This is a genomic window from Butyrivibrio sp. MC2013, assembly GCF_000424585.1.
In the GTDB taxonomy this organism is placed as follows: Bacteria; Bacillota; Clostridia; order Lachnospirales; family Lachnospiraceae; genus Butyrivibrio.
The window spans coordinates 1-19,957 of the sequence record NZ_AUKE01000009.1; the positions used below are offsets into that span (position 1 = coordinate 1).

Below are 19,957 nucleotides of genomic sequence, written 5' to 3' on the forward strand. Positions count from 1 at the left end.
AACAGTTAATCTTCTGATGGTCAGCTTATCCGAAATCTCGTCTTTATACTGATCAAGTTTACTGCCTTTATTTCTTGTTTTGGGCTTGCCCTTGTATCCGTTATGATATTTTTTGACAGTCCTCCAATCCATGCCATATTTCCTACCAAGGGCAGCATAGTTTGGCTTGATATCAAGACTATCCATTACTGCCAGTTCTCCTTTAAGATTTTTTTCCACTGGTACACCTCCTCCCTCATGAAAGTGTATCAATGGTTGCTAAAATACTAAATAAGGATGTAGGTTTTACAGCATTTTTATTTGCTATAATTCCTACATCCTTATTTTATATTTTGCATATTGTGCATTTTCTTCTTTATAGCTTCTTCGGAAGAATCACTTTCTGGAAATAAATATTTGTAAAACTCTATTTGACTCATATCCAGATTCTTGCGTATATTTCTTACTTTTTCACCGAAATCGATAAGGTGACTAATTGGCTCCATTTTACCTCCTGTTCAAAAGATATAAATGTAGGTGTTTGGTGACTTGAATAGGCACATATAATGATACTACCATGTTATTAAAGAAATGCAAATGAAATCCGTGCAAAAAATTTATAATGCTATTCCTGGCATTACAAATTTGAGCAAACGGTGGAAAGGAGTAAAATAATGCTAGAAGAAAATAATATCAATAATGAAAGCATCAATAACCAGATTGAACTATGTAAAAAGGAGCAAGAAGTTCAACGATTTTTTAAATGGGATATTATTGAAAATGCAGAGATTGTCGGAGAACACCATCATCCTAAGCTTAAGGCAATCACTGAGATACCAAATGTAAAAAGATTAGTTACTTTAAATAATGCTCCATATGAGAAGCATCCAGAGGAATGTGGGTTATGCTTTTATACAAAAGATTCTGTAATAGAAAGAATATGGAATAATCGCCACAAATATGTCAACTTGGTACAACGATTCCCCCTGGTCTGTGGCCTGGATTATAGTATTCTTCTTAATATGTATTATCCTCAGCAAGATTATAATTGCTGGAGAAACTATGTTATGACTTATTGGATGCAACAGATTCATCCTACAGTTGTACCTAACGCTGGCTTTGCAGATATATACTCACAGCCATGGACACTTGATGGTATGCCTGACGATAGTTGGATTGCTGTAACATCTCAGGGCTGTCAGGATGAATATATTTTAAAATACTATTTTTTGAATGGATTGCATGAACTGGTACGCCAAAAGCACCCAAGAGGATTAATTGTATATGGTCACTTTCCTCAAGAGTGGTTTGATAAATTTCCTATCCCAATAATAGTTTTTCCTTCTTATTCTGAAGAAACATGGGGAGGTGCCTAACTATGGGAAGAGGAAGAGGGGGATATACCAAAATCCAGACGAACTATAAAGATTCCGGTGGAAGAAAAGTTACTGATTCAGGTACCATTTTCGTTGCTGAAAGATATATAGATATGGGTTACGAAGCTGTTTTCAGGCAACGTCACGACGAAATCAATGCTAAGACATACGATCTTTCAATAAAAACTAGCAATGATGAGTATTTTGTTAAAAATATTGAAGTGAAGCAGACTACGAGCAATAATCCGAGCCAATTAGCTAAGAACATAAAAGAAGGATTTCAGCAGGTTGGCCAAGGTGGTACAGTCGCCATATATCTTCCAGGTAAACAAAGTAATTCCAAGTCCACTATAGACTTCATTACAGCTGGTTATAATGAGGCTTTACGAAAGGGAAATGTCACTGGATCTGTAGAGGTATGGTTCGATGATAAAACAAGAAGAACAATAAATGGAGGCTGATATGGCAAGATTAGGATGTAAATGTGGTGCCGAAATGACAAATACTATATCCCCATCAAAGAACAGGTTGAATATTTATTATATGAAAGAAGCTCTGGATGCTATTAATTCAAATCCACAAATAAGGTTATGGGATTTTTATACCGGGTGGGATGAAAAAAATAGCTGTAATAACAACTTTCTAGACAGAGAAGAGCCTGTTGAATATTGGTTTTGCACTAACTGCAGACGAGTATATGAAGTTCAGGCTAAGTCATGCGGTAAAATTACAAGGGTATATTGTGTCAGTGAAGAAAACCATTCTATAGATACAGATTATTCTTCTTTAACAGAATTACTGGTTTTAACAGATGTGGAGATGGATCAGATACTTTCCAAAAACGAAAAAATGACTTTGCAAGAATATATGACTCAAAGAAAAGATCCAAAAGTATTTATAACAGCTGATGAAAGAACAGTTTATGTAAAAATTGAAAATAATAAGACTATGATCTATCACTGTGAGAATTAAGAGGAAATTTATATATTGGGGCTTAGAGTTATACAGTAAAACAGATTTATTAGAATGGTTGGGATAGAGAAGAATCATTAATTCGCGTCCCAAAGACATAAAAAAGAAGCCTTAACTCAAGGCTTCTTCGAACGTTCCCGATGTGATTCGAACACACGACCTTCCGCTTAGGAGGCGGACGCTCTATCCAGCTGAGCTACGGAAACTTATTCAGCACCTATATAATTTATCACAGTTATAAGCGAATTTCAAGCATAAATCGCCGTTAAACTCGCAAACGCTTCGCTTTTTGCTCGTTATAAAATCACTGCTGACGCAGTTCTACGGGTACGGGGCTTATAACCCCGCACCCGTAATCAAGATATTCCCACCACCTAAAGGTGGTGGGTTATCTTGATTATTTTATATATTGCGCAAGCTAACCGTATATAGATTCTTGGATAAAATATCCAAGAATCTATGCAAATAGGCCAATTTGTTATTGCTCTGCTTTTGATACATATCCCTGCAGCCAGATATCTCCCTTGAATCTTCTTCCTATATCAGGTTCACCATAGAGATTTTTCTTTGCGATCGCCAATTCAAATTCAATGGAATTGCAGATCAGGGACAAGAGATATACAGGCTCTTTGGTATAGCTATTGACCAGCAGGCTGTAATCCGTGATCTCGCCCATTATGGAATACTGATCACATTCTACCCCGGTGGGCATGAAATAATTATCAACCAGAGTATAGAGGTCCACCTCCCTGACTCTTGAAGATACAGTGTTGTAGGTTTCCATATCTTCCATGCTCAGGGTTTCAATAGCCCTCTCATCTCCGTTTTTGGCAGATGATATGAGTCTGGTCCTTCTCTCGTGCTTCTTTTTTAGCTGCCTTGTCTGAACAGGTGTCTTTGCCAGGGGCAGGATTATGGTCCCTTTATTGGCAAGGGCAGAGAGGATCACGGATTTTACTGCTTTCTTTCCTTCTGCAGACAGCTTTCGATACTCTATGGGATTTAAGAGGTAGAATATCATACTTATAGCCAGCCTGGAATCATCGCAGATTCCTGCATATGAGTCTGTTGCGCTATGACGTTCTGCCTTGATCTCTTCTGTAGATGAAACACCTAAACCTTTTATATATGGATAATAGTATTCGTATACAAAGCTATTACCCTCTTTCATCCTGCCGCAGACGCTTACGCCCATACCGGGAGCCAGTTCCTTGCTAAACTGGGCTCTCATTTCGCCGTCTTCTGCTTTTATATATTCTTTTTTATCTGCAAATTTGACACAGTAGCCGAGGAGCTTTTCCAAAGCTCCCCGGCCCTCTAGTCCAGATAAACCTATAGCCTTTAAATACTTATGCATCTTGTCCTTGTTATTCTATCAGTGCTTGGGAGTCAGAACTGTCATTCCGCCCATGTACGGCTGCAGGGGAGCAGGGATCTTAACTGATCCGTCTGCCTGCAGATTGTTCTCCAAAAATGCAATGAGCATTCTCGGAGGTGCTACTACTGTATTATTAAGAGTGGTTGCAAAATAGTTGCCCTCTTCGCCCTTGATACGGATCTTCAATCTCCTTGCCTGAGCATCACCAAGGTTAGAACAGCTTCCTACTTCAAAATATTTCTTCTGTCTGGGTGACCATGCTTCTACATCGCAGCTCTTAACCTTAAGATCTGCCAGGTCTCCACTGCAGCACTCAAGAGTTCTTACAGGAACATCAAGGCTGCGGAAGAGATCTACTGTATTCTTCCAGAGCTTATTATACCAATCCCATGCTTCTTCAGGCTTGCAGACTACGATCATCTCCTGCTTTTCAAACTGATGGATCCTATATACGCCTCTTTCTTCAATACCGTGAGCACCCTTCTCTTTTCTAAAGCAGGGTGAGTAGGATGTAAGTGTGTAAGGCATATCTTCTTCAGGAAGAAGCTGATCAATGAACTTACCGATCATGGAATGCTCTGAAGTACCGATGAGGTATAGGTCTTCTCCTTCAATCTTGTACATCATGGCATCCATTTCAGGGAAGCTCATAACACCTGATACTACATTGCCATGGATCATGAAAGGAGGTACCACATATGTAAATCCGCGATCGATCATAAAGTCTCTTGCATAAGCAAGAACTGCTGAATGAAGTCTTGCAATATCGCCCATGAGGTAATAGAAACCATTACCTGCTACGCGCCTTGCCGCATCCAGATCTATACCATTAAATCTCTCCATGATATCTGTATGGTAAGGAATCTCAAAATCCGGAACCACAGGCTCGCCAAACTTCTCTATCTCTACATTGCAGGAATCATCCTTACCGATAGGTACAGAAGGATCAATGATGTTGGGAATCTGATACATGATATTTTGTATCTTCTCATCAACTATTTTCTGCTCTTCTTCAAGAGAGGCCAATCTTTCAGCATTCTTTGTCACTTCTTCCTTGACCTTCTCTGCCTCTTCCTTCTTGCCTTCCTTCATAAGAGCACCGATCTGCTTGGATATTTTATTTCTGTTGGCTCTCAGATCATCAGATTCCTGTTTAATAGCTCTGCTCTTCTTATCCAGCTCTATTACTTCATCTACCATTTCCAGCTTGTGATCCTGGAACTTCTTTTTAATATTTTCTTTAACCAGTTCCGGGTTCTCTCTAAGGAATTTAATATCGATCATGACTTCGACCTTTCCGGGCATCCGCCCTATATAGTTAAAATATTTTATACAAGTTGTGCTTCTTCAAGAGCTTTTCTCTCTTCATTACCCAGCTCTACATCTGACATTCCGTTCTTGATGATCTTGGTATAAGAATAGCAGCCCTCATTACCGTGAACTGAATTTATTATATAACCATTATCATCCTCGTCAAGAAGTGCTATTGCGCAGGAGAGCTTTCCACCCATCTGATTCAGCGCATCGTACTTTACAACGCCGGCCTTCTGAAAACACTTCTTCATCCTTTTGTTTATATCTACAATATCTTTTTTATTCTTTTCAGATAGTGTCTTCATATATTGATTATCCTCAAAGAGCTCCACAATCTGATCTTCCAGGCTCTCAGCCTCATGACCTCTCATAAAGGATTTAAGTCTGGTCTTCATGGTCCTTATATCTGAAGACTGCTTTGCTATTATCATAAGCAGTATGATCACCAGTAAAAGGAGTACGACCTCTCCTATTATATATATCCCCGGGTCAATTCCCTGCATACCTAAATATGACAATATGTTACTATTCATCTATATAATATCCTCCCGCCATCACAGATCATCTTTAATTCTCACAAAACCATCGACTAATTCGTTTTTTGAAAAAATCATCTTGTAATACTTGCTTTATTAAAAGTAAGTTTATATCAATGGATCTTACCAGGAAATAAACCTGCAGCTTGATTCATGCTTTACACATTATCCGTTTATTAATAGCTGGGTTATCTTTTCCAGGTCAGCATTGCTATAGAATTCTATTTCTATCTTGCCGGCGCCCTTATTTCCTTTACTGATAATGGATACCTTTGTACCTGTCTTATCTTTGACTCTCTGCTCCAGATTCTTGTAAATTGTTTCCAGATTCTTATCGATCTCTTTTACTTTTGCAGGAGCCTTTTCCTTGGATGCTGTCTTGACCAATTTCTCAGCCTGACGCACACTTAGCTTTTCATCAAAAATCTGTTCTGCCAGTCTGATCTGAAGCTGTGAATCCTCTACCGGAATAAGAGCCCTTGCATGTCCGCTGGAAAGACAACCATCGATGACCATCTGCTGTACTTTTTCAGTCAGCTTTAATAGTCTCATGGAATTGGTGATGGATACTCTTGATTTGGACACTTTCTCCGCCACTTCATCCTGCTTAAGATTAAATTCAATGATCAGTCTCTGATAAGCCTGGGCTTCTTCAATAGGATTTAAGTCTTCTCTCTGGATATTTTCTATGAGCTGGATCTCTACTATTTCCTGTTCAGAGAGATCATTACGGATTACAACAGGTACTTCTTTGATACCTGCTTTTCTTGCAGCTCTCCATCTTCTCTCACCGGCGATTATCTCATAGAGTCCGTTCTTTTCTCTTACCAGGAGAGGCTCCAGCACTCCAAACTGTTTAACTGACTCTGCCAGTTCTTCCAGGGCATCTTCATTAAATGCTTTTCTGGGCTGATCTCTATTAGGCTCAACCTTTGACAGCTTGACCATTACTTTGCCATCTGCATTTGACTGCTTGTTTTCTACTACAATCTGATCCTTACTCTCCCCATTATTATTTCCTGCAGGTATCAGACTATCAAGTCCCCTTCCCAATCCTCTTTTTGCTGCCATCTCATTCCTCCTTATGTGGCATAAACAGATTAGCTATTTGCTATTACTTCCTCTGCTAATGATTTATATGCATATGCTCCTGATGACTTTGGCTCATAAAGGTTAATAGGAAGTCCATAACTGGGAGCTTCTGCCAATCTGATATTTCTTGGTATGATCGTCATAAAGACTTTTTCCTCCAGGTGATCCTTGACATTCTCTACTACCTGAAGAGAAAGGTTAGTCCTGGCATCATACATGGTAAATACTACACCCTCCATCTTAAGTGTAGGATTAAGTCTGTCTTTGACAAGATTGACTGTATGTACCAGCTGGCTCAATCCTTCCAAAGCATAATACTCACATTGGATAGGGACCAGTACGCTGTCAGCTGTTGTCATAGCATTTACCGTGAGCATACTAAGTGACGGAGGACAATCGATCACTATATAATCATATCTGTCCTTTACCTTGTCTATCTCATGCTTTAATATATATTCCTTGCCTTCAGTATCTATCAGCTCTATCTCTGCAGCTGACAGATTGATATTTGCAGGAATAATATCTATACCGGGTAAATCTTCAAGAAATGATTTATTGATAGCTTCGTCTGCACTGCACTCACCTATCATCAGAGTGTAGATAGTATTCTTAAGATCATTCTTATCAAGTCCAAATCCGCTGGTGGTATTACCCTGAGGATCTGTATCTACTACCAGTACTTTCTTACCTTCTGCGGCAAGAGCTGCCGACAGATTAATAGAAGTGGTTGTCTTACCTACTCCACCTTTTTGATTTGCTACTGCTATGATTCTTCCCATCTCTCCTCCAATGAAGCCTCTGTTTTCCTATGTTTCACAGCCCTCTACTAAATATTGTATGAAATGTTTCACGTGAAACAATCCTTAGTAGAGTTTTTATAATATGTAAAAATGTTTCACGTGAAACATTTTTGGAAATTCAGAACAGCTCTTACGGCCTGGCATTTTCTCCTGTTCGTATCTGTAAATAACAAAACAGAACGAAACAATATGCCTGTTTTAGATTCAAATTCGATTCAACACATAAATCTATTATAGTGGTTGTTTAGAAGGCAGTCCAGCTTTTCGAGGATAGATTTTAGGACAACTCTTCTCTTTTTTGATAAAAATAATACTTCTGCCTATATCACTGGAAGGCAGAATGGTATCTTTTTGCATTACAAGCTTGCCGCCCAGTTTCTTTATAGCATTACCAGCATCCTTCATTTCCTCAGCAGCCTTATTACTCTTATATGCAATAAAGTCACCGCCAACTCTTACATAAGGAAGTATATATTCAGATAAAGTAGACATATTGGCAACAGCTCTGGCAACACCGATGTCAAACTGTTCTCTTAAGGACCCAGACTTGGAATTCGCATAATCTTCCGCCCTGCCATGAACAGTAATGATTCTGGAACCTTCATTATTAAGACCAAGTTCGTCAATTACAGTATCCAGGAATTTGACCCTCTTATTAAGAGAATCAAGTAGGGTAACCTGAAGATCAGGAAATACAATCCTGAGAGGGATACCGGGAAATCCTGCACCGGTACCCACATCGATAAGAGAAGCTTCCTTATTAAAATCATAATAATGTGCAGCCATAAGGCTATCAACGAAATGAAGCTTACAGACTTCATCAAACTCTGTGATTCCTGTAAGATTCATTACCTTATTCCATTCCACTAATAGATTAAAGTATTTATCAAACTGCTCAATCTGATGTGAAGATAAATTGACACCAATAGATGACATATCTTCTATCATACGGGAATAGTCATTCATAATTTATTCTCCATAACAAAATGATTAAATAATAATTTCGGAAATCTATTCTCATATTTTATAAGAAGAGAAAGTAAAATTCTTTAGTGATAAAAAAATTATTTCACCCCTTACTTCCAAGATATACAAGAAGTACTGATATATCTGCAGGATTAACTCCGCCTATTCTTGAAGCCTGGCCAATGCTTTCAGGTCTGAACTGTTTGAGCTTCTGCCTTGCTTCTATTCTTAGGCTTCCAATCTGATCATAATCTATATCAGATGGAATCTTTTTGATTTCCATTTTCTTAAAGGCTTCTACCTGAGCTTCCTGCCTGCTGATATATCCTTCATAACGGATTTCAATCTCTACCTGCTTGCCAACATCAGTGGGTATATCAGGTCTGTCAGGATCGATTTCACGTAGAACATCATATGAAAGCTCCGGTCTGCAGACAAGCTCTGCAAGAGAGCAGGCAGTCTTTAAACTGCTGGATCCATTTTTTTCCATAAATTCCTGGATATGAGCTGACGCTCCAACCTTTACTTTCTTTAGCCTGGCAATCTCATTTTTGATCATTTCTCTCTTTGCTCTGAGAGCAGTAATCTCCTCTTCTGAGATCAGGCCAGCTTCATAACCTTTTTCTCTAAGCCTCAGATCTGCATTATCCTGACGAAGAAGAAGCCTGTATTCAGCTCTTGAGGTCATCATCCTATAAGGCTCCTGGTTATCCTTGGTAACAAGATCATCAATGAGCACTCCTATATAGCCTTCACTTCTGTCTATAGTGATATAGTCTTTGCCCTGAAGCTGTCTCACAGCATTGATCGCAGCATACAGACCCTGAGCCGCAGCTTCTTCATAACCGCTGCTGCCATTAAACTGACCTGCACAAAAACAGCCTCTTATAGAATGTACTTCCAAAATAGGACTAAGCTGTCCTGAGCAAAGACAATCATATTCAATAGCATAAGCATTTTTTACAATTCTGCAGTTCTCAAGACCTTTGACAGATCTGTACATTTCCAGCTGCACATCTTCAGGCATGGATGAACTCATTCCATCTACATACATCTCATTGGTATAAGTTCCTTCAGGTTCTATGAATACCTGATGCCTGTTATGATCAGGAAACTTGATGACCTTATCTTCAATAGAAGGACAATATCTGGGACCAACACCTTCTATGACACCGGAATAGATAGGAGACCTATCTATACTCTTTCTGATGATCTCATGGGTCTTTTCATTAGTATAAGTAAGATAGCAGGGAAGCTGCTCTCTCTGAACAGTTGCAGGGTCTGTAGAAAAAGAAAAGGGAACCACAGGGCTGTCACCATTTTGAATACTCATCTTAGAGTAATCTATGCTATTACCGTCCAACCTGGCAGGAGTTCCTGTTTTAAATCTTCTAAGTCTGATACCGTTACTTTCAAGAGATGCAGAAAAATTATTTGATGCCTGCATACCATTAGGACCTGTATATGTGATAGACTCTCCGCACAGGCATCTGGCCTTTAGATAAGTTCCTGTACAGATAATAACCGCGCGGCAATTATATATACCACCTGTAGCGATCCTCACAGCTTTTACTTTCTTTAGATAGCCCAGCTTATGAAGATCATTTGAGAATTCATCCACCCCATCATCATTTATATCATCACATATTAGCTCTACTACTTCTGTCTGCTTGATAGTGATATTCTTTTCAGCCTCCAATATTTTCTTCATAGAAAGAGAGTACTGAAGCTTATCAGCCTGAGCACGAAGGGAATGTACAGCAGGTCCCTTAGAAGTATTGAGCATCTTGGACTGGAGAAATGTCTTGTCTATATTCTTGCCCATCTCTCCGCCAAGGGCATCAATCTCTCTAACAAGATGCCCCTTAGAAGATCCTCCTATATGAGGATTACAGGGCATAAAGGCAATATTATCTGCACTGACTGTGAATACAACAGTCTTCATACCCAGTCTGGCAGAGGCAAGCGCTGCCTCGCAGCCTGCATGGCCTGCACCTATCACACATATATCAACTGAATCAATAATATAATTTTCCATATATATACCTGTTATAAAAATATTTAAATTAGTTTTTCTATATACTACTAATATAGTGATTTTCTATTTATCTGATCATTAGTAAAATAATCAAGCTGTCTTAGATAGTTGATTATCTTTAGTTAAACTCGCAAACGCTTCGCTTTTTGCTCGTTATAAAATCACTGCTGACGCAGTTCTACGGGTACGGGGCTAATAATCCCGCACCCGTAATCAAGATATTCCCACCACCTAAAGGTGGTGGGTTATCTTGATTATTTTATATATAATTTCTATTATAATAGATGATTTATAAAATATATTGGTTTTCATAAATATAGAATATGATCACTTACCCATGCAGAATCTTGAGAATATCTCATTTACCAGATCTTCACTTACATCCAGTCCCAGGATCATACCCAGTGATTCATATGCATCCTTTAGATCAACTGCATAGAAATCTTCGCTCATACCCATATCAACACTATTCATAGTATTTCTAAGAGCATTTAGAGTTTTGATCAGTAGCTTTTTTTGCCTGATATTGGTCACATAAACTTCAGAATCAGGTGTAAGTCTTCCTTCAAAGAAGAGCTTGCTAATAGAATCTTTGATCTCTTCTATTCCTGTCTGCATAGTCATAGATGTACGAATAACAGCAATATCATTTAAATCAGCTTCATTTTTACTAATAAAAGATTCTAAATCTGATTTAGATACCTTGTCACTATCAGCGGCATCAGCCTTATTTAGAAGGATTATTATTTTCTTATCCTTTATAATATCAAATATTTCATTATCTTCTAATGTAAGTGGAGTGGTTGAGTCTATTACATATAGTACAAGATCTGCTTCGGCAGCATATTTCTTGGCTCTTTCCACACCAATAGCTTCTATTTTATCACTGGCCTGTCTGATACCTGCTGTATCATATACTCTAAGGAGTAAATCTCCCAGCTTAACATCCGTTTCGATTACATCTCGCGTAGTACCTGCAATATCTGTAACTATGGCAGTATCTTCACCGGTCAGTATATTTAGAAGGGACGACTTGCCGCTATTGGGTTTACCAACTATTACAGTAGATATACCTTTACTCCTAAGTCTTCCCTCTTCAGATGAATCAATGAGCTTTGCACAGCCTTTGATCAGCTTCTCCAGGATCTTACTTAATCTCTCGGGATAGCCTGTAAGATCATAATTTTCAGGATCATCAAGTGCGGATTCTATATATGCCATTTCATATAAGATCTCTTTTCTCATGACATCAATCTTGTCTTTGATGGCACCTCTTAGCTGCTTCTCAGAATTATTAAGAGCAAATTCCGACCTGGCTTCAATGATATCCATCACAGCCTCTGCGCCTGTGAGATCGATCCTGCCGTTTAAGAAAGCACGCTTAGTAAATTCACCGGGCTCAGCAAGGCGACATATATCTTCATCCTCAGTAATAAGCTCCAAAATCTCTTTCATGACCATACTGCCGCCATGGCAATTGATCTCTACTACATCTTCTCTTGTATAGGAATTTGGTTTCTTCATAAGTGAAACCATGACTTCATCAATGATCTCGCCTTTATCATCCAGAAAATATCCAAATCTTATAGTAGAGCTCTTATGTCCTTTAAGAGAATGAGTCTTATCCTTATTTACATAATATTTATCTGCAACTTCTATAGCGCGGCTGCCGCTGATCCTGATGATACCTATTCCGGCATCAGTCATTGCAGTAGATATGGCAGCTATAGTGTCTTCATTTGTATTGATCTTCATAAATACCTCAAATGAGAATAAAGGGGACCCTAATGCATGAGCATTTAGGATCCCCGCCTTATAGTAAGCCTACAGCTTATTTCTTTAAAGTAACAACAACCCTGCGGTAAGGTTCCTCGCCCTCACTATGAGTTGTAACATATCTGTCAGCCTGAAGTGCAGAATGAATGATCCTGCGTTCATAAGGATTCATAGGTTCAAGTGAAACACTTGTGCGAGACTTGCGAACCTTATAAGCTATATTTTTGGCAAGATTCTCAAGAGTAGCTTTGCGGCGCTGACGATAATTCTCAGTATCTACCTTAACATGAACATAAGTATCGGTTTCCTTGTTTACTACAAGTGAAAGAAGATACTGCAGAGAATCAAGGGTCTGTCCTCTTTTACCTATAAGGACACCCATATCAGCTCCTGACAGATCTGCATTAAGTACAAGATTCTCACTGTCAAAGGAAAGATCAAGTGTAACAGGCATATCCATTGCCTTAAATATATCTGCAAGGAAGGACTCTGCTTCAGAGATAAGTGCATCTGAGTCAATAGATGATCTATCCTTATCTGCTGCTTCATTAGTTTTTGCAGCTTCTTCAACTGCTGCTACTGCTTCAGCCTTAACTTCCTTTACAGGAGCTGCTACGAAAGAAGCTTCCTCTTTTACGATCTCTTCTTCAACTTTTTCTTCCTTGATCCTGGCTCTGATAACAGCAGGCTTAACTCCCATCCCCAAAAATCCAAGACTACCTTCTGTGACAACTTCATAATCAAGCCTGTCTGATGTAACAACCAGTGACTCGCATGCCTCTGTGATAGCATCATCTACAGTCCTGGCTGTATATTCCTTATACTCATTCATTGTATCTGCCCCCTGTTATTATTTTGCATCATGTTCCTTATCATATTCTTTGACAAGATTAGCTGCATAGAGAAGTGAATTCTTTCTGCAATTACCTGAGTTATAATAGCTTTCTGCCTCTGCAAGCTTTTCAGCTCTCTTCTTCTCTATCTCATATTCATCTTCAGTATTGCTGCTGATACCTGAGAGATTTCTGCTTCGGAAATTCTGATAATCACTAAGACCGGAAGTTCGCTCTCTCATCTTCTCCATCTTCTTTTGAGCCTTATCTTTATTTGCTTCGATCATGGCATCAATATCGATCTTATCAATCCTGTGATTGATGATGATAGCTGTGATAGTACGTACAACAGCAGATGCTATCCAGTAGATACCCATACCTGCAGGAAGTGTAAAGCAGATATAAGCAGAGAAAAGAGGCATGGTAACATTCATGACCTTCATTGACTGCTGCATCTGGCTGGCAGTATCATTGGGATCAGGTCTGTCATTATTATTCTGAGTCATGCTGGTAGTCAGCTTGACTGAGAGATACTGAGTAGCAAATGCAAGGAAAGGAACGATGATAGCTGCGATGATTGAGATAATAGCTGCAGCTGTGATACCGTTCTTGATAGCCTGAGTAAACATATACTGAGGTGAATCAGCAATATTAAGACCCAGGAAGTTATTCATCTGAAGTACACTTGTATGTGTCTTATTTATAAGTGATTCCAGCTGAGAATTGCCATTTGCCCAGTTTGAGAGCTCATTCCAGTCAGCTGTGGAGCACTTATTAAGAATAGAAGCAATAGTATCGCTGGTAAGACCCTTATCAATATCGGAAGTGAACATCTTGGCCCCAGACAGACCTCTGAGTACTTCCTCTGCTCCCTTAGTCTGAAGTATTGAATCTGCCAGTGAAGTAAATACACTCTTCACAGCAGGAACAAACTTGGGCATGTTATAGATAACACGATACAAAGGAAAAAGTATCAGCATCTGAAGGATCATCTGAACGCAGCTGCCGGACATTGATACGCCATACTTGGCATACACACCCTGCACTTCTTCATTCATCAAAAGCTGTGACTGCTGATCTTTTTTATCTTTATACTTTTCCTGGATGGCTTTGATCTCAGGCTGCATCTTGGACTGCAGCTTACTGAATTTCTGCTGTCTGTATGTCAGCGGGATCATTGCCAGATAGATGATCAGAGTAAAAAGAATAATGGCAATACCAATATTACCTACTGTAACTCTGCCTCCGGTTAAAACATTGGAAGCCCATGCCAAAAAAACATATATGGCATTCATGATCCATCCAAGGACCGTTGCGATAGCGTTCATCATAAGAAAAAATCCTCCAAAAACCCCTCTTTACTTATCAAGGAACCGGATCGTATCCTCCATTGGAAAACGGATTACAACGAATGATCCTCCATGCGGCAAGAAGGCCCCCCTTAAAAGCTCCATACTTCTCAACAGCTTCAAGAGCATACTCTGAGCAAGTAGGGATATAAGGACACTTTGTAGACTTCATGGGTGATATGTATTTCCTGTATACTTTAATAAGTAAAATAAATATCTTCTTCATAATAAAACTTGATGCCTGCTATTTTTCTTTAAGCAGACTTTTTCAGCCAGTCTCAAAAAGGATCTCTCGAGAGAATGATAATCAGCATCTCCACCTCCTGATCTGGCAATAACTACCACGTCCAAACCACTATTGAACGCTTCTTCATTTAATCTTGCAATCTCTCTGATGAGCCTTGCAAAATGGTGTCTCACGACACTGTTTCCAACTTTTTTGGAACATGATATACCAAGACGATTGACACTGCTGCCATTTTCCCACACATACAGAACTATATTTCTGTCAGCAGCAGATCTGCCGTTTTGATACACATTTCTGAAATCTTCATTTCTCTTAAGTGATATCATCTCTGGTCTATACCTGCAAATATATCATCACATGCACATAAAAGAAAAAGGCCACATTTATCAAAAATGCGGCCTCGCTGTCCGATTAAGCAGATAATCTCTTTCTTCCTTTAAGTCTTCTGGCAGCCAGTACTTTTCTTCCTCCCGGAGTACTCATTCTTGCTCTGAAACCATGTACTCTCTTGCGCTGAAGCTTGTGCGGCTGGAATGTCATCTTTGCCATGTCTGAAACACCTCCTTTTCGACAAATATTCAGTCCATAGGACCGGAGCTTAATTAGCTCAGTAAAAAATCTGATTCCCTGACAGGAAAACAGATTTTATGCTGTCTGTAATAATCCTGTGTGGAAAAAATCGTTATCATTATATATAAAAAATGGATTTTCGTCAAGCATTCAAAAGCGAAATTGAGTTTTTAAGCCATTTTCCAAATTTTCCAAAAAAGTTATCCACATTTTTATTGTCAATATTTAGTATATATTAAGATTATCCACATCAATATATGGAAAATGTGGATAAGTTGTGGTTTCTGTTGAAATATCTTTTATAATCCACAATTTGTGGAAAAGATGTGGATAACCTGGGTATTATTTAAGCCAAAATTTAGATTTAGGCGAGTTTTTCCACACTCAGACTGTGTGTTTAGGGGATTATCCGTCTGTGTATAACGAAATTTATTTTATTTTGGACCATTTTTTCAAAAAAGTTATCCACATATGACATAAATTGAAGTTTTTTCTTATATAAGTTAATATTTTACTATATATTTTTTTCAGGGGGATTCCATGAGCTCAGACGAAATTACTAATGCACTAACAATGGGTTGGGATCACATCAAGGGAAAGGTACGCGAAGATTCCGGTATCACGGACATCAGCTACAATACCTGGATCGATCCTTTGGTTTTTCATGCCTTTAAAGGCAATTGCGTAGAGATCCTGATACCTCAGGACAACACCATAGCCCAGAATTACATCTCCAGTCACTACCTTAACTTTTTTAAGGTAGCAATTTCAGAACTGATAGGTTCTGTTGTCGATGTATCTTTTCTGCTTCAAAAAGATGTCACCATTAATTATGAAGAAACTCCTTCACATGACACTGACAAAATCAGAGAAACAGCTGAAAACAGCTATGAAAACTCAAATCTTAATCCCAAATACAGATTTGATACCTTCGTCGTAGGTAATAATAATAAGTTTGCCCATTCCGCAGCACTTGCTGTTGCAGATTTTCCGGGTGAGAACTATAATCCTCTTTTCCTCTACGGAGGACCGGGACTTGGTAAGACCCACCTTATGCATTCCATAGGCCATTATATTATGGAACATAATTCCGCAGCCAAGGTACTCTATGTCACATCAGAGCAGTTTACTAATGAAGTTATCGAGTCCATCAGATCTGGTAAACAGGAATCAATGTCAAGACTGCGTGAAAAATACCGTAAGGTAGATGTTCTCATGGTCGATGACGTACAGTTTATTATAGGTAAGGAATCCACTCAGGAAGAATTCTTCCATACATTTAATGAACTCCATCAGGCAGGTAAGCAGATCATCCTGTCCTCTGACCGTCCTCCAAAGGAAATGGAGACTCTTGAAGAACGCTTCCGTTCACGTTTTGAAATGGGCCTAATTGCTGATATCCAGGCCCCTGATTATGAGACCAGAATGGCCATCCTTCGTAAGAACGCAGAGAACTTTGGCGGACACTTTGGAGATGACATACTCGAGTACATCGCCAATAACATCAAGAGCAATATCCGAGAGCTGGAGGGTGCGTTTAACAAGATCATAGCCTACTCCAGACTTAATAATGTAGACATAACCCTTGATAATGCCAAAAATGCCCTTAGGGACATCATATCTCCTGACACATCCAAGATCATCACACCCTCTCTTATCATCAACACAGTATGTGAGCAGTACGATGTGCGCATAGATGATGTCATATCCAAGAAGAGAAACTCAGAGATCGTGACTCCCAGACAGATCATCATGTATCTGTGCAGGGAAATGACAGACAGCTCCCTCGAAGAGATAGGACGTACCCTTGGCAAAAAGGATCATACAACTGTTATGTCGGGGATAAGTCGTATAAAAGAGAAGCTTTCTCAGGATGAGGAACTTGTGAAAAATGTGGATATCATCAAAAAGAAGTTGGGTTCCGGTAACTGAAATGTGTAAAATTATCCCCTTATTCACATATTGAAAGGGTCTTATACACAGGCTATCAATTGTAAAAAATGCAGGAAAAATGTATAATAGAATAGGTTTTGCACATATACACAAGCTATACTAAATAAGGATACGAATTATATATTTCTTTATCGGCACGCGCCGGGATGATATTTAATCCACAAAAAGCAAATCCCTATCCTCAAAGATCATTTTTGATAATTATTACAATTAACAGCAGAATGTCATAAAGCTTATTGAAGGGAGTTACTTTGCTATGAAATTCGTCTGTTCCAAATCAAACCTTGTCAGCGGTCTTCAGATTGCTCAGAAGGCAGTACCGGCCAAGACATCTTTATCTATTCTTCAGTGTATCCTCGTAGATACCACAGAAGGTGTCATCAAATTTATAGCCAATGACATGGAACTTGGTATAGAGACAAGGGTTGAAGGTACGATCATAGAAAGAGGATATACAGCACTGGATGCCCGTATATTTTTTGACATCATCAGGAAGCTTCCTGACAGTGATGTAACTATTGAATCAACCAATATTGAAGGCAGCATCAAGATCACCATCAGCTGTGAGAAATCCAAGTTTACCATTCTTGGAAGAAGCGGTGATGACTTTACCTATCTTCCTGTTATAGAGAAGATAGATGGCATCAGTATCTCCCAGTACACATTAAAGAATATTATTGCTCAGACTATTTTTTCAGTATCTGAAAAGGATACCAATAAGCTCATGGGTGGTGAGCTCTTTGAGATAGACGGTAATATACTCAAGATGGTATCCCTTGACGGACACAGAATATCCATTCGTAAGGTTGAACTGTCAAACGGATATCCTTACAAGAAGGTCATAATACCTGCCAAGGCTCTGGGCGAAGTAATGAAGATACTTAGCGATTCAACAGAATCTATGGTAAGCGTATACTTTACCGATAAGCATGTTTTATTTGAATTTGATAATACTGTTGTAGTATCCAGACTTCTTGAAGGTCAGTATTTTAATATCGATCAGATGATGATGTCTGATTATGAGACCAAGATCAGTATTAACAGAAGGGAATTCCTTGATTGTATAGACAGAGCTACTCTTTTTGTCAAAGAGGGTGATAAGAGACCTGTCATCATCAGCATCGAAGATGATTATCTTGAGATGAAGATCAATTCTGCAGTAGGTGCAATGGATGAGAAGGTAGAGATCACCAAGCAGGGCAAGGATGTAAAGATAGGCTTTAATCCCAAATTCCTTATTGATGCACTTAGAGTAATAGAGGATGAAGAGGTAGATATCTATCTTGTTAATCCTAAGGCTCCCTGTTTTATCAGAGATGCCGATTCAAGCTATAACTATCTGATACTGCCTATCAATTTTACAACAGTAAACTAAGGCGGCATTTATGATAAGAGTGCAGGGCTCTATGCCCTGCATGAAAGGTAATTATGGAAACAGTTAAACTCAGAGAAACAGATGAATTTATCAAGCTGGGACAGGCTCTTAAAAAAGCCGGTCTTGAGGAATCCGGAGCCGATGCCAAGGAAGACATACAGTCAGGCCTTGTCAAGGTAAACGGAGAAGTAGATACACGCCGAGGAAGGAAGCTTGTTCCCGGGGATGTTGTAGAATACAGAAAGCAGAAATTCGTTATAGAACGATAGTTTCAGGAACAAAAGATAATGATAATTAAAAAACTGGAGCTCAAAGATTTCAGAAATTACGAAAACCTGGAGCTGGAGTTCTCAAGGGGCACCAATATCATATACGGTGACAACGCTCAGGGTAAGACAAATATCCTTGAAGCGATATTTATGTCAGCTACTACCAAGTCCCACAAAGGTTCAAGGGATAAGGAAGTTATAAGATTTGGCCAGACAGCTGCCCATATCAGGAGCATTATTGAAAGAGATGGAGCAGAATACAAGCTGGACATGCAGCTGGATGCGGGAAGGAATAAAGCTCTTGCTCTGGACGGACAAAGGATCAGAAAGGCTGCGGATTATCTTGGAAGATTAAATGCGGTATTCTTTAGCCCTGAAGATCTGGGAATAGTAAAGAACGGTCCTTCTGAGAGAAGAAGGTTTATTGATCTGGAGCTTTGCCAGCTGGATGGGACTTATCTCTATAATCTGGCAAGATATAACAGAATGCTCCAGCAAAGGAACAAGATGCTCAGGGATATATATGAGCATCCTGATTACAAGCCTCTTTTGGAAGTACAGGATGATCAGATGACAGATTATGCCTGTAAGGTAATAGAACTAAGGGAATCTTTTATCAGAGATCTCAATGAGATAATAGGACCTGTACATAATAAGCTCACCGGAGGCAGAGAAGAACTCAGGATCTATTATGAGCCCAACTGCAGAGCTGATGAATACGGATCCAGGCTTAATGCGGTAAGAGACAGGGATATGCTGCTAAAGCAGACTTCCATCGGGCCCCAGAAGGATGATTTTTCTTTTATAGTCAAAAATGTATCTGACTCTAAAGAGTCAGATCTTAGAAAGTATGGCTCCCAGGGCCAGCAAAGGACCGCATCATTGGCGCTTAAGCTCTCAGAGATAGAGCTGGTGAAGAAAGCTAAGGGCGAAAACCCTGTTCTTCTTTTGGATGATGTCTTATCAGAGCTGGATTCGGGAAGACAGAATTATCTTCTGGATACCATTGGAGATATCCAGACTATCATTACCTGTACCGGTTATGATGAATTTGTAAATCACCGTTTTGAGATAAACAGATTATTCAGAGTGGTAAGCGGGCACGCTATGCAGGAAAATCAGAAGTGAGGTTTA

At 39.2% G+C, this 19,957-nt stretch carries 21 protein-coding genes, 1 tRNA gene and 1 pseudogene; 7 read left to right on the forward strand and 16 right to left on the reverse strand.

Going from position 1 to position 19,957, the window contains the following annotated elements; translation table 11 throughout:
- A pseudogene (locus G636_RS0106490) lies at window positions 1-219 on the reverse strand (IS21 family transposase); the annotation flags it as partial.
- A gap of 101 nt (window positions 220-320) precedes the next feature.
- Window positions 321-485 carry a hypothetical protein gene (locus tag G636_RS20245; protein WP_155832333.1) on the reverse strand — a complete coding sequence of 55 codons (165 nt, stop codon included), beginning with the start codon at window positions 483-485 and terminating at the stop codon, window positions 321-323.
- A 168-nt stretch (window positions 486-653) separates the two neighbouring features.
- Here G636_RS20245 and G636_RS0106500 point away from each other — a divergent pair, with 168 nt between their 5' ends.
- The 3 genes from G636_RS0106500 to G636_RS0106510 are packed head-to-tail and all read left to right on the forward strand — an operon-like array spanning window position 654 to window position 2,327.
- Complete coding sequence (locus tag G636_RS0106500; RefSeq protein WP_026507384.1) at window positions 654-1,355, forward strand: DUF4417 domain-containing protein; 702 nt, start codon at window positions 654-656, stop codon at window positions 1,353-1,355.
- A 2-nt stretch (window positions 1,356-1,357) separates the two neighbouring features.
- Window positions 1,358-1,816, forward strand: coding sequence for a hypothetical protein (locus G636_RS0106505; RefSeq protein ID WP_026507385.1), 459 nt, complete (start codon window positions 1,358-1,360; stop codon window positions 1,814-1,816).
- Window position 1,817: 1 nt separating this feature from the next.
- Complete coding sequence (locus G636_RS0106510; RefSeq protein WP_155832334.1) at window positions 1,818-2,327, forward strand: hypothetical protein; 510 nt, start codon at window positions 1,818-1,820, stop codon at window positions 2,325-2,327.
- A 132-nt stretch (window positions 2,328-2,459) separates the two neighbouring features.
- On the opposite strand, the gene G636_RS0106515 is transcribed toward G636_RS0106510, so the two are convergent.
- The 14 genes from G636_RS0106515 to rpmH all read right to left on the reverse strand — a co-directional run bounded on the left by G636_RS0106515 (window position 2,460) and on the right by rpmH (window position 15,205).
- A tRNA-Arg gene (locus tag G636_RS0106515) sits at window positions 2,460-2,533 on the reverse strand.
- A gap of 272 nt (window positions 2,534-2,805) precedes the next feature.
- Complete coding sequence (locus G636_RS0106520) at window positions 2,806-3,684, reverse strand: DUF3881 family protein (RefSeq protein WP_026507387.1); 879 nt, start codon at window positions 3,682-3,684, stop codon at window positions 2,806-2,808.
- 18 nt (window positions 3,685-3,702) lie between these two features.
- Window positions 3,703-4,989, reverse strand: coding sequence for a serine--tRNA ligase (serS, locus tag G636_RS0106525; protein WP_026507388.1), 1,287 nt, complete (start codon window positions 4,987-4,989; stop codon window positions 3,703-3,705).
- Window positions 4,990-5,033: 44 nt separating this feature from the next.
- On the reverse strand, window positions 5,034-5,552 hold the full coding sequence (locus G636_RS0106530) for a DUF4446 family protein (protein WP_026507389.1): 519 nt from the start codon (window positions 5,550-5,552) through the stop codon (window positions 5,034-5,036).
- A 168-nt stretch (window positions 5,553-5,720) separates the two neighbouring features.
- On the reverse strand, window positions 5,721-6,626 hold the full coding sequence (locus tag G636_RS0106535; protein WP_026507390.1) for a ParB/RepB/Spo0J family partition protein: 906 nt from the start codon (window positions 6,624-6,626) through the stop codon (window positions 5,721-5,723).
- Window positions 6,627-6,655: 29 nt separating this feature from the next.
- Window positions 6,656-7,426 carry a ParA family protein gene (locus G636_RS0106540; protein ID WP_026507391.1) on the reverse strand — a complete coding sequence of 257 codons (771 nt, stop codon included), beginning with the start codon at window positions 7,424-7,426 and terminating at the stop codon, window positions 6,656-6,658.
- 252 nt (window positions 7,427-7,678) lie between these two features.
- Entirely contained in the window at window positions 7,679-8,413 is a 735-nt protein-coding gene (gene rsmG, locus G636_RS0106545) for a 16S rRNA (guanine(527)-N(7))-methyltransferase RsmG (protein WP_035779062.1), read from the reverse strand.
- 103 nt (window positions 8,414-8,516) lie between these two features.
- A complete protein-coding gene (gene mnmG, locus G636_RS0106550; RefSeq protein ID WP_026507393.1) occupies window positions 8,517-10,451 on the reverse strand; it encodes a tRNA uridine-5-carboxymethylaminomethyl(34) synthesis enzyme MnmG in 1,935 nt (644 codons plus the stop codon).
- Window positions 10,452-10,778: 327 nt separating this feature from the next.
- A complete protein-coding gene (gene mnmE, locus G636_RS0106555; RefSeq protein ID WP_035779064.1) occupies window positions 10,779-12,206 on the reverse strand; it encodes a tRNA uridine-5-carboxymethylaminomethyl(34) synthesis GTPase MnmE in 1,428 nt (475 codons plus the stop codon).
- Between the two features lie 76 nt (window positions 12,207-12,282).
- Window positions 12,283-13,059 carry an RNA-binding cell elongation regulator Jag/EloR gene (gene jag, locus G636_RS0106560; protein WP_026507395.1) on the reverse strand — a complete coding sequence of 259 codons (777 nt, stop codon included), beginning with the start codon at window positions 13,057-13,059 and terminating at the stop codon, window positions 12,283-12,285.
- Window positions 13,060-13,077: 18 nt separating this feature from the next.
- Window positions 13,078-14,391, reverse strand: a complete 1,314-nt coding sequence (locus G636_RS0106565) for a YidC/Oxa1 family membrane protein insertase (protein WP_026507396.1) — start codon at window positions 14,389-14,391, stop codon at window positions 13,078-13,080.
- A gap of 34 nt (window positions 14,392-14,425) precedes the next feature.
- Window positions 14,426-14,635 (reverse strand): membrane protein insertion efficiency factor YidD, encoded by a 210-nt coding sequence (gene yidD / locus G636_RS0106570; RefSeq protein WP_026507397.1) that lies wholly within the window; start codon window positions 14,633-14,635, stop codon window positions 14,426-14,428.
- On the reverse strand, window positions 14,632-14,982 hold the full coding sequence (rnpA, locus tag G636_RS0106575) for a ribonuclease P protein component (protein WP_026507398.1): 351 nt from the start codon (window positions 14,980-14,982) through the stop codon (window positions 14,632-14,634). Before rnpA ends, yidD begins: the two co-directional genes overlap by 4 nt.
- Before the next feature lie 85 nt (window positions 14,983-15,067).
- The gene (gene rpmH / locus G636_RS0106580) at window positions 15,068-15,205 is read right to left on the reverse strand and encodes a 50S ribosomal protein L34 (RefSeq protein ID WP_022753299.1); all 138 of its coding nucleotides are present in this window, start codon (window positions 15,203-15,205) and stop codon (window positions 15,068-15,070) included.
- Window positions 15,206-15,766: 561 nt separating this feature from the next.
- Between rpmH and dnaA the strand changes: the two genes are divergently transcribed.
- From dnaA to recF, 4 genes are all read left to right on the forward strand, one after another.
- Window positions 15,767-17,158: a chromosomal replication initiator protein DnaA gene (gene dnaA / locus G636_RS0106585; protein ID WP_242826932.1), complete on the forward strand. Its 1,392-nt coding sequence runs from the start codon at window positions 15,767-15,769 to the stop codon at window positions 17,156-17,158.
- Window positions 17,159-17,435: 277 nt separating this feature from the next.
- Window positions 17,436-18,554, forward strand: coding sequence for a DNA polymerase III subunit beta (gene dnaN / locus G636_RS0106590; RefSeq protein WP_026507400.1), 1,119 nt, complete (start codon window positions 17,436-17,438; stop codon window positions 18,552-18,554).
- A gap of 53 nt (window positions 18,555-18,607) precedes the next feature.
- Complete coding sequence (locus G636_RS0106595; protein ID WP_026507401.1) at window positions 18,608-18,823, forward strand: RNA-binding S4 domain-containing protein; 216 nt, start codon at window positions 18,608-18,610, stop codon at window positions 18,821-18,823.
- 18 nt (window positions 18,824-18,841) lie between these two features.
- On the forward strand, window positions 18,842-19,951 hold the full coding sequence (gene recF, locus G636_RS0106600) for a DNA replication/repair protein RecF (RefSeq protein ID WP_026507402.1): 1,110 nt from the start codon (window positions 18,842-18,844) through the stop codon (window positions 19,949-19,951).
- Window positions 19,952-19,957: the final 6 nt, after the last annotated feature.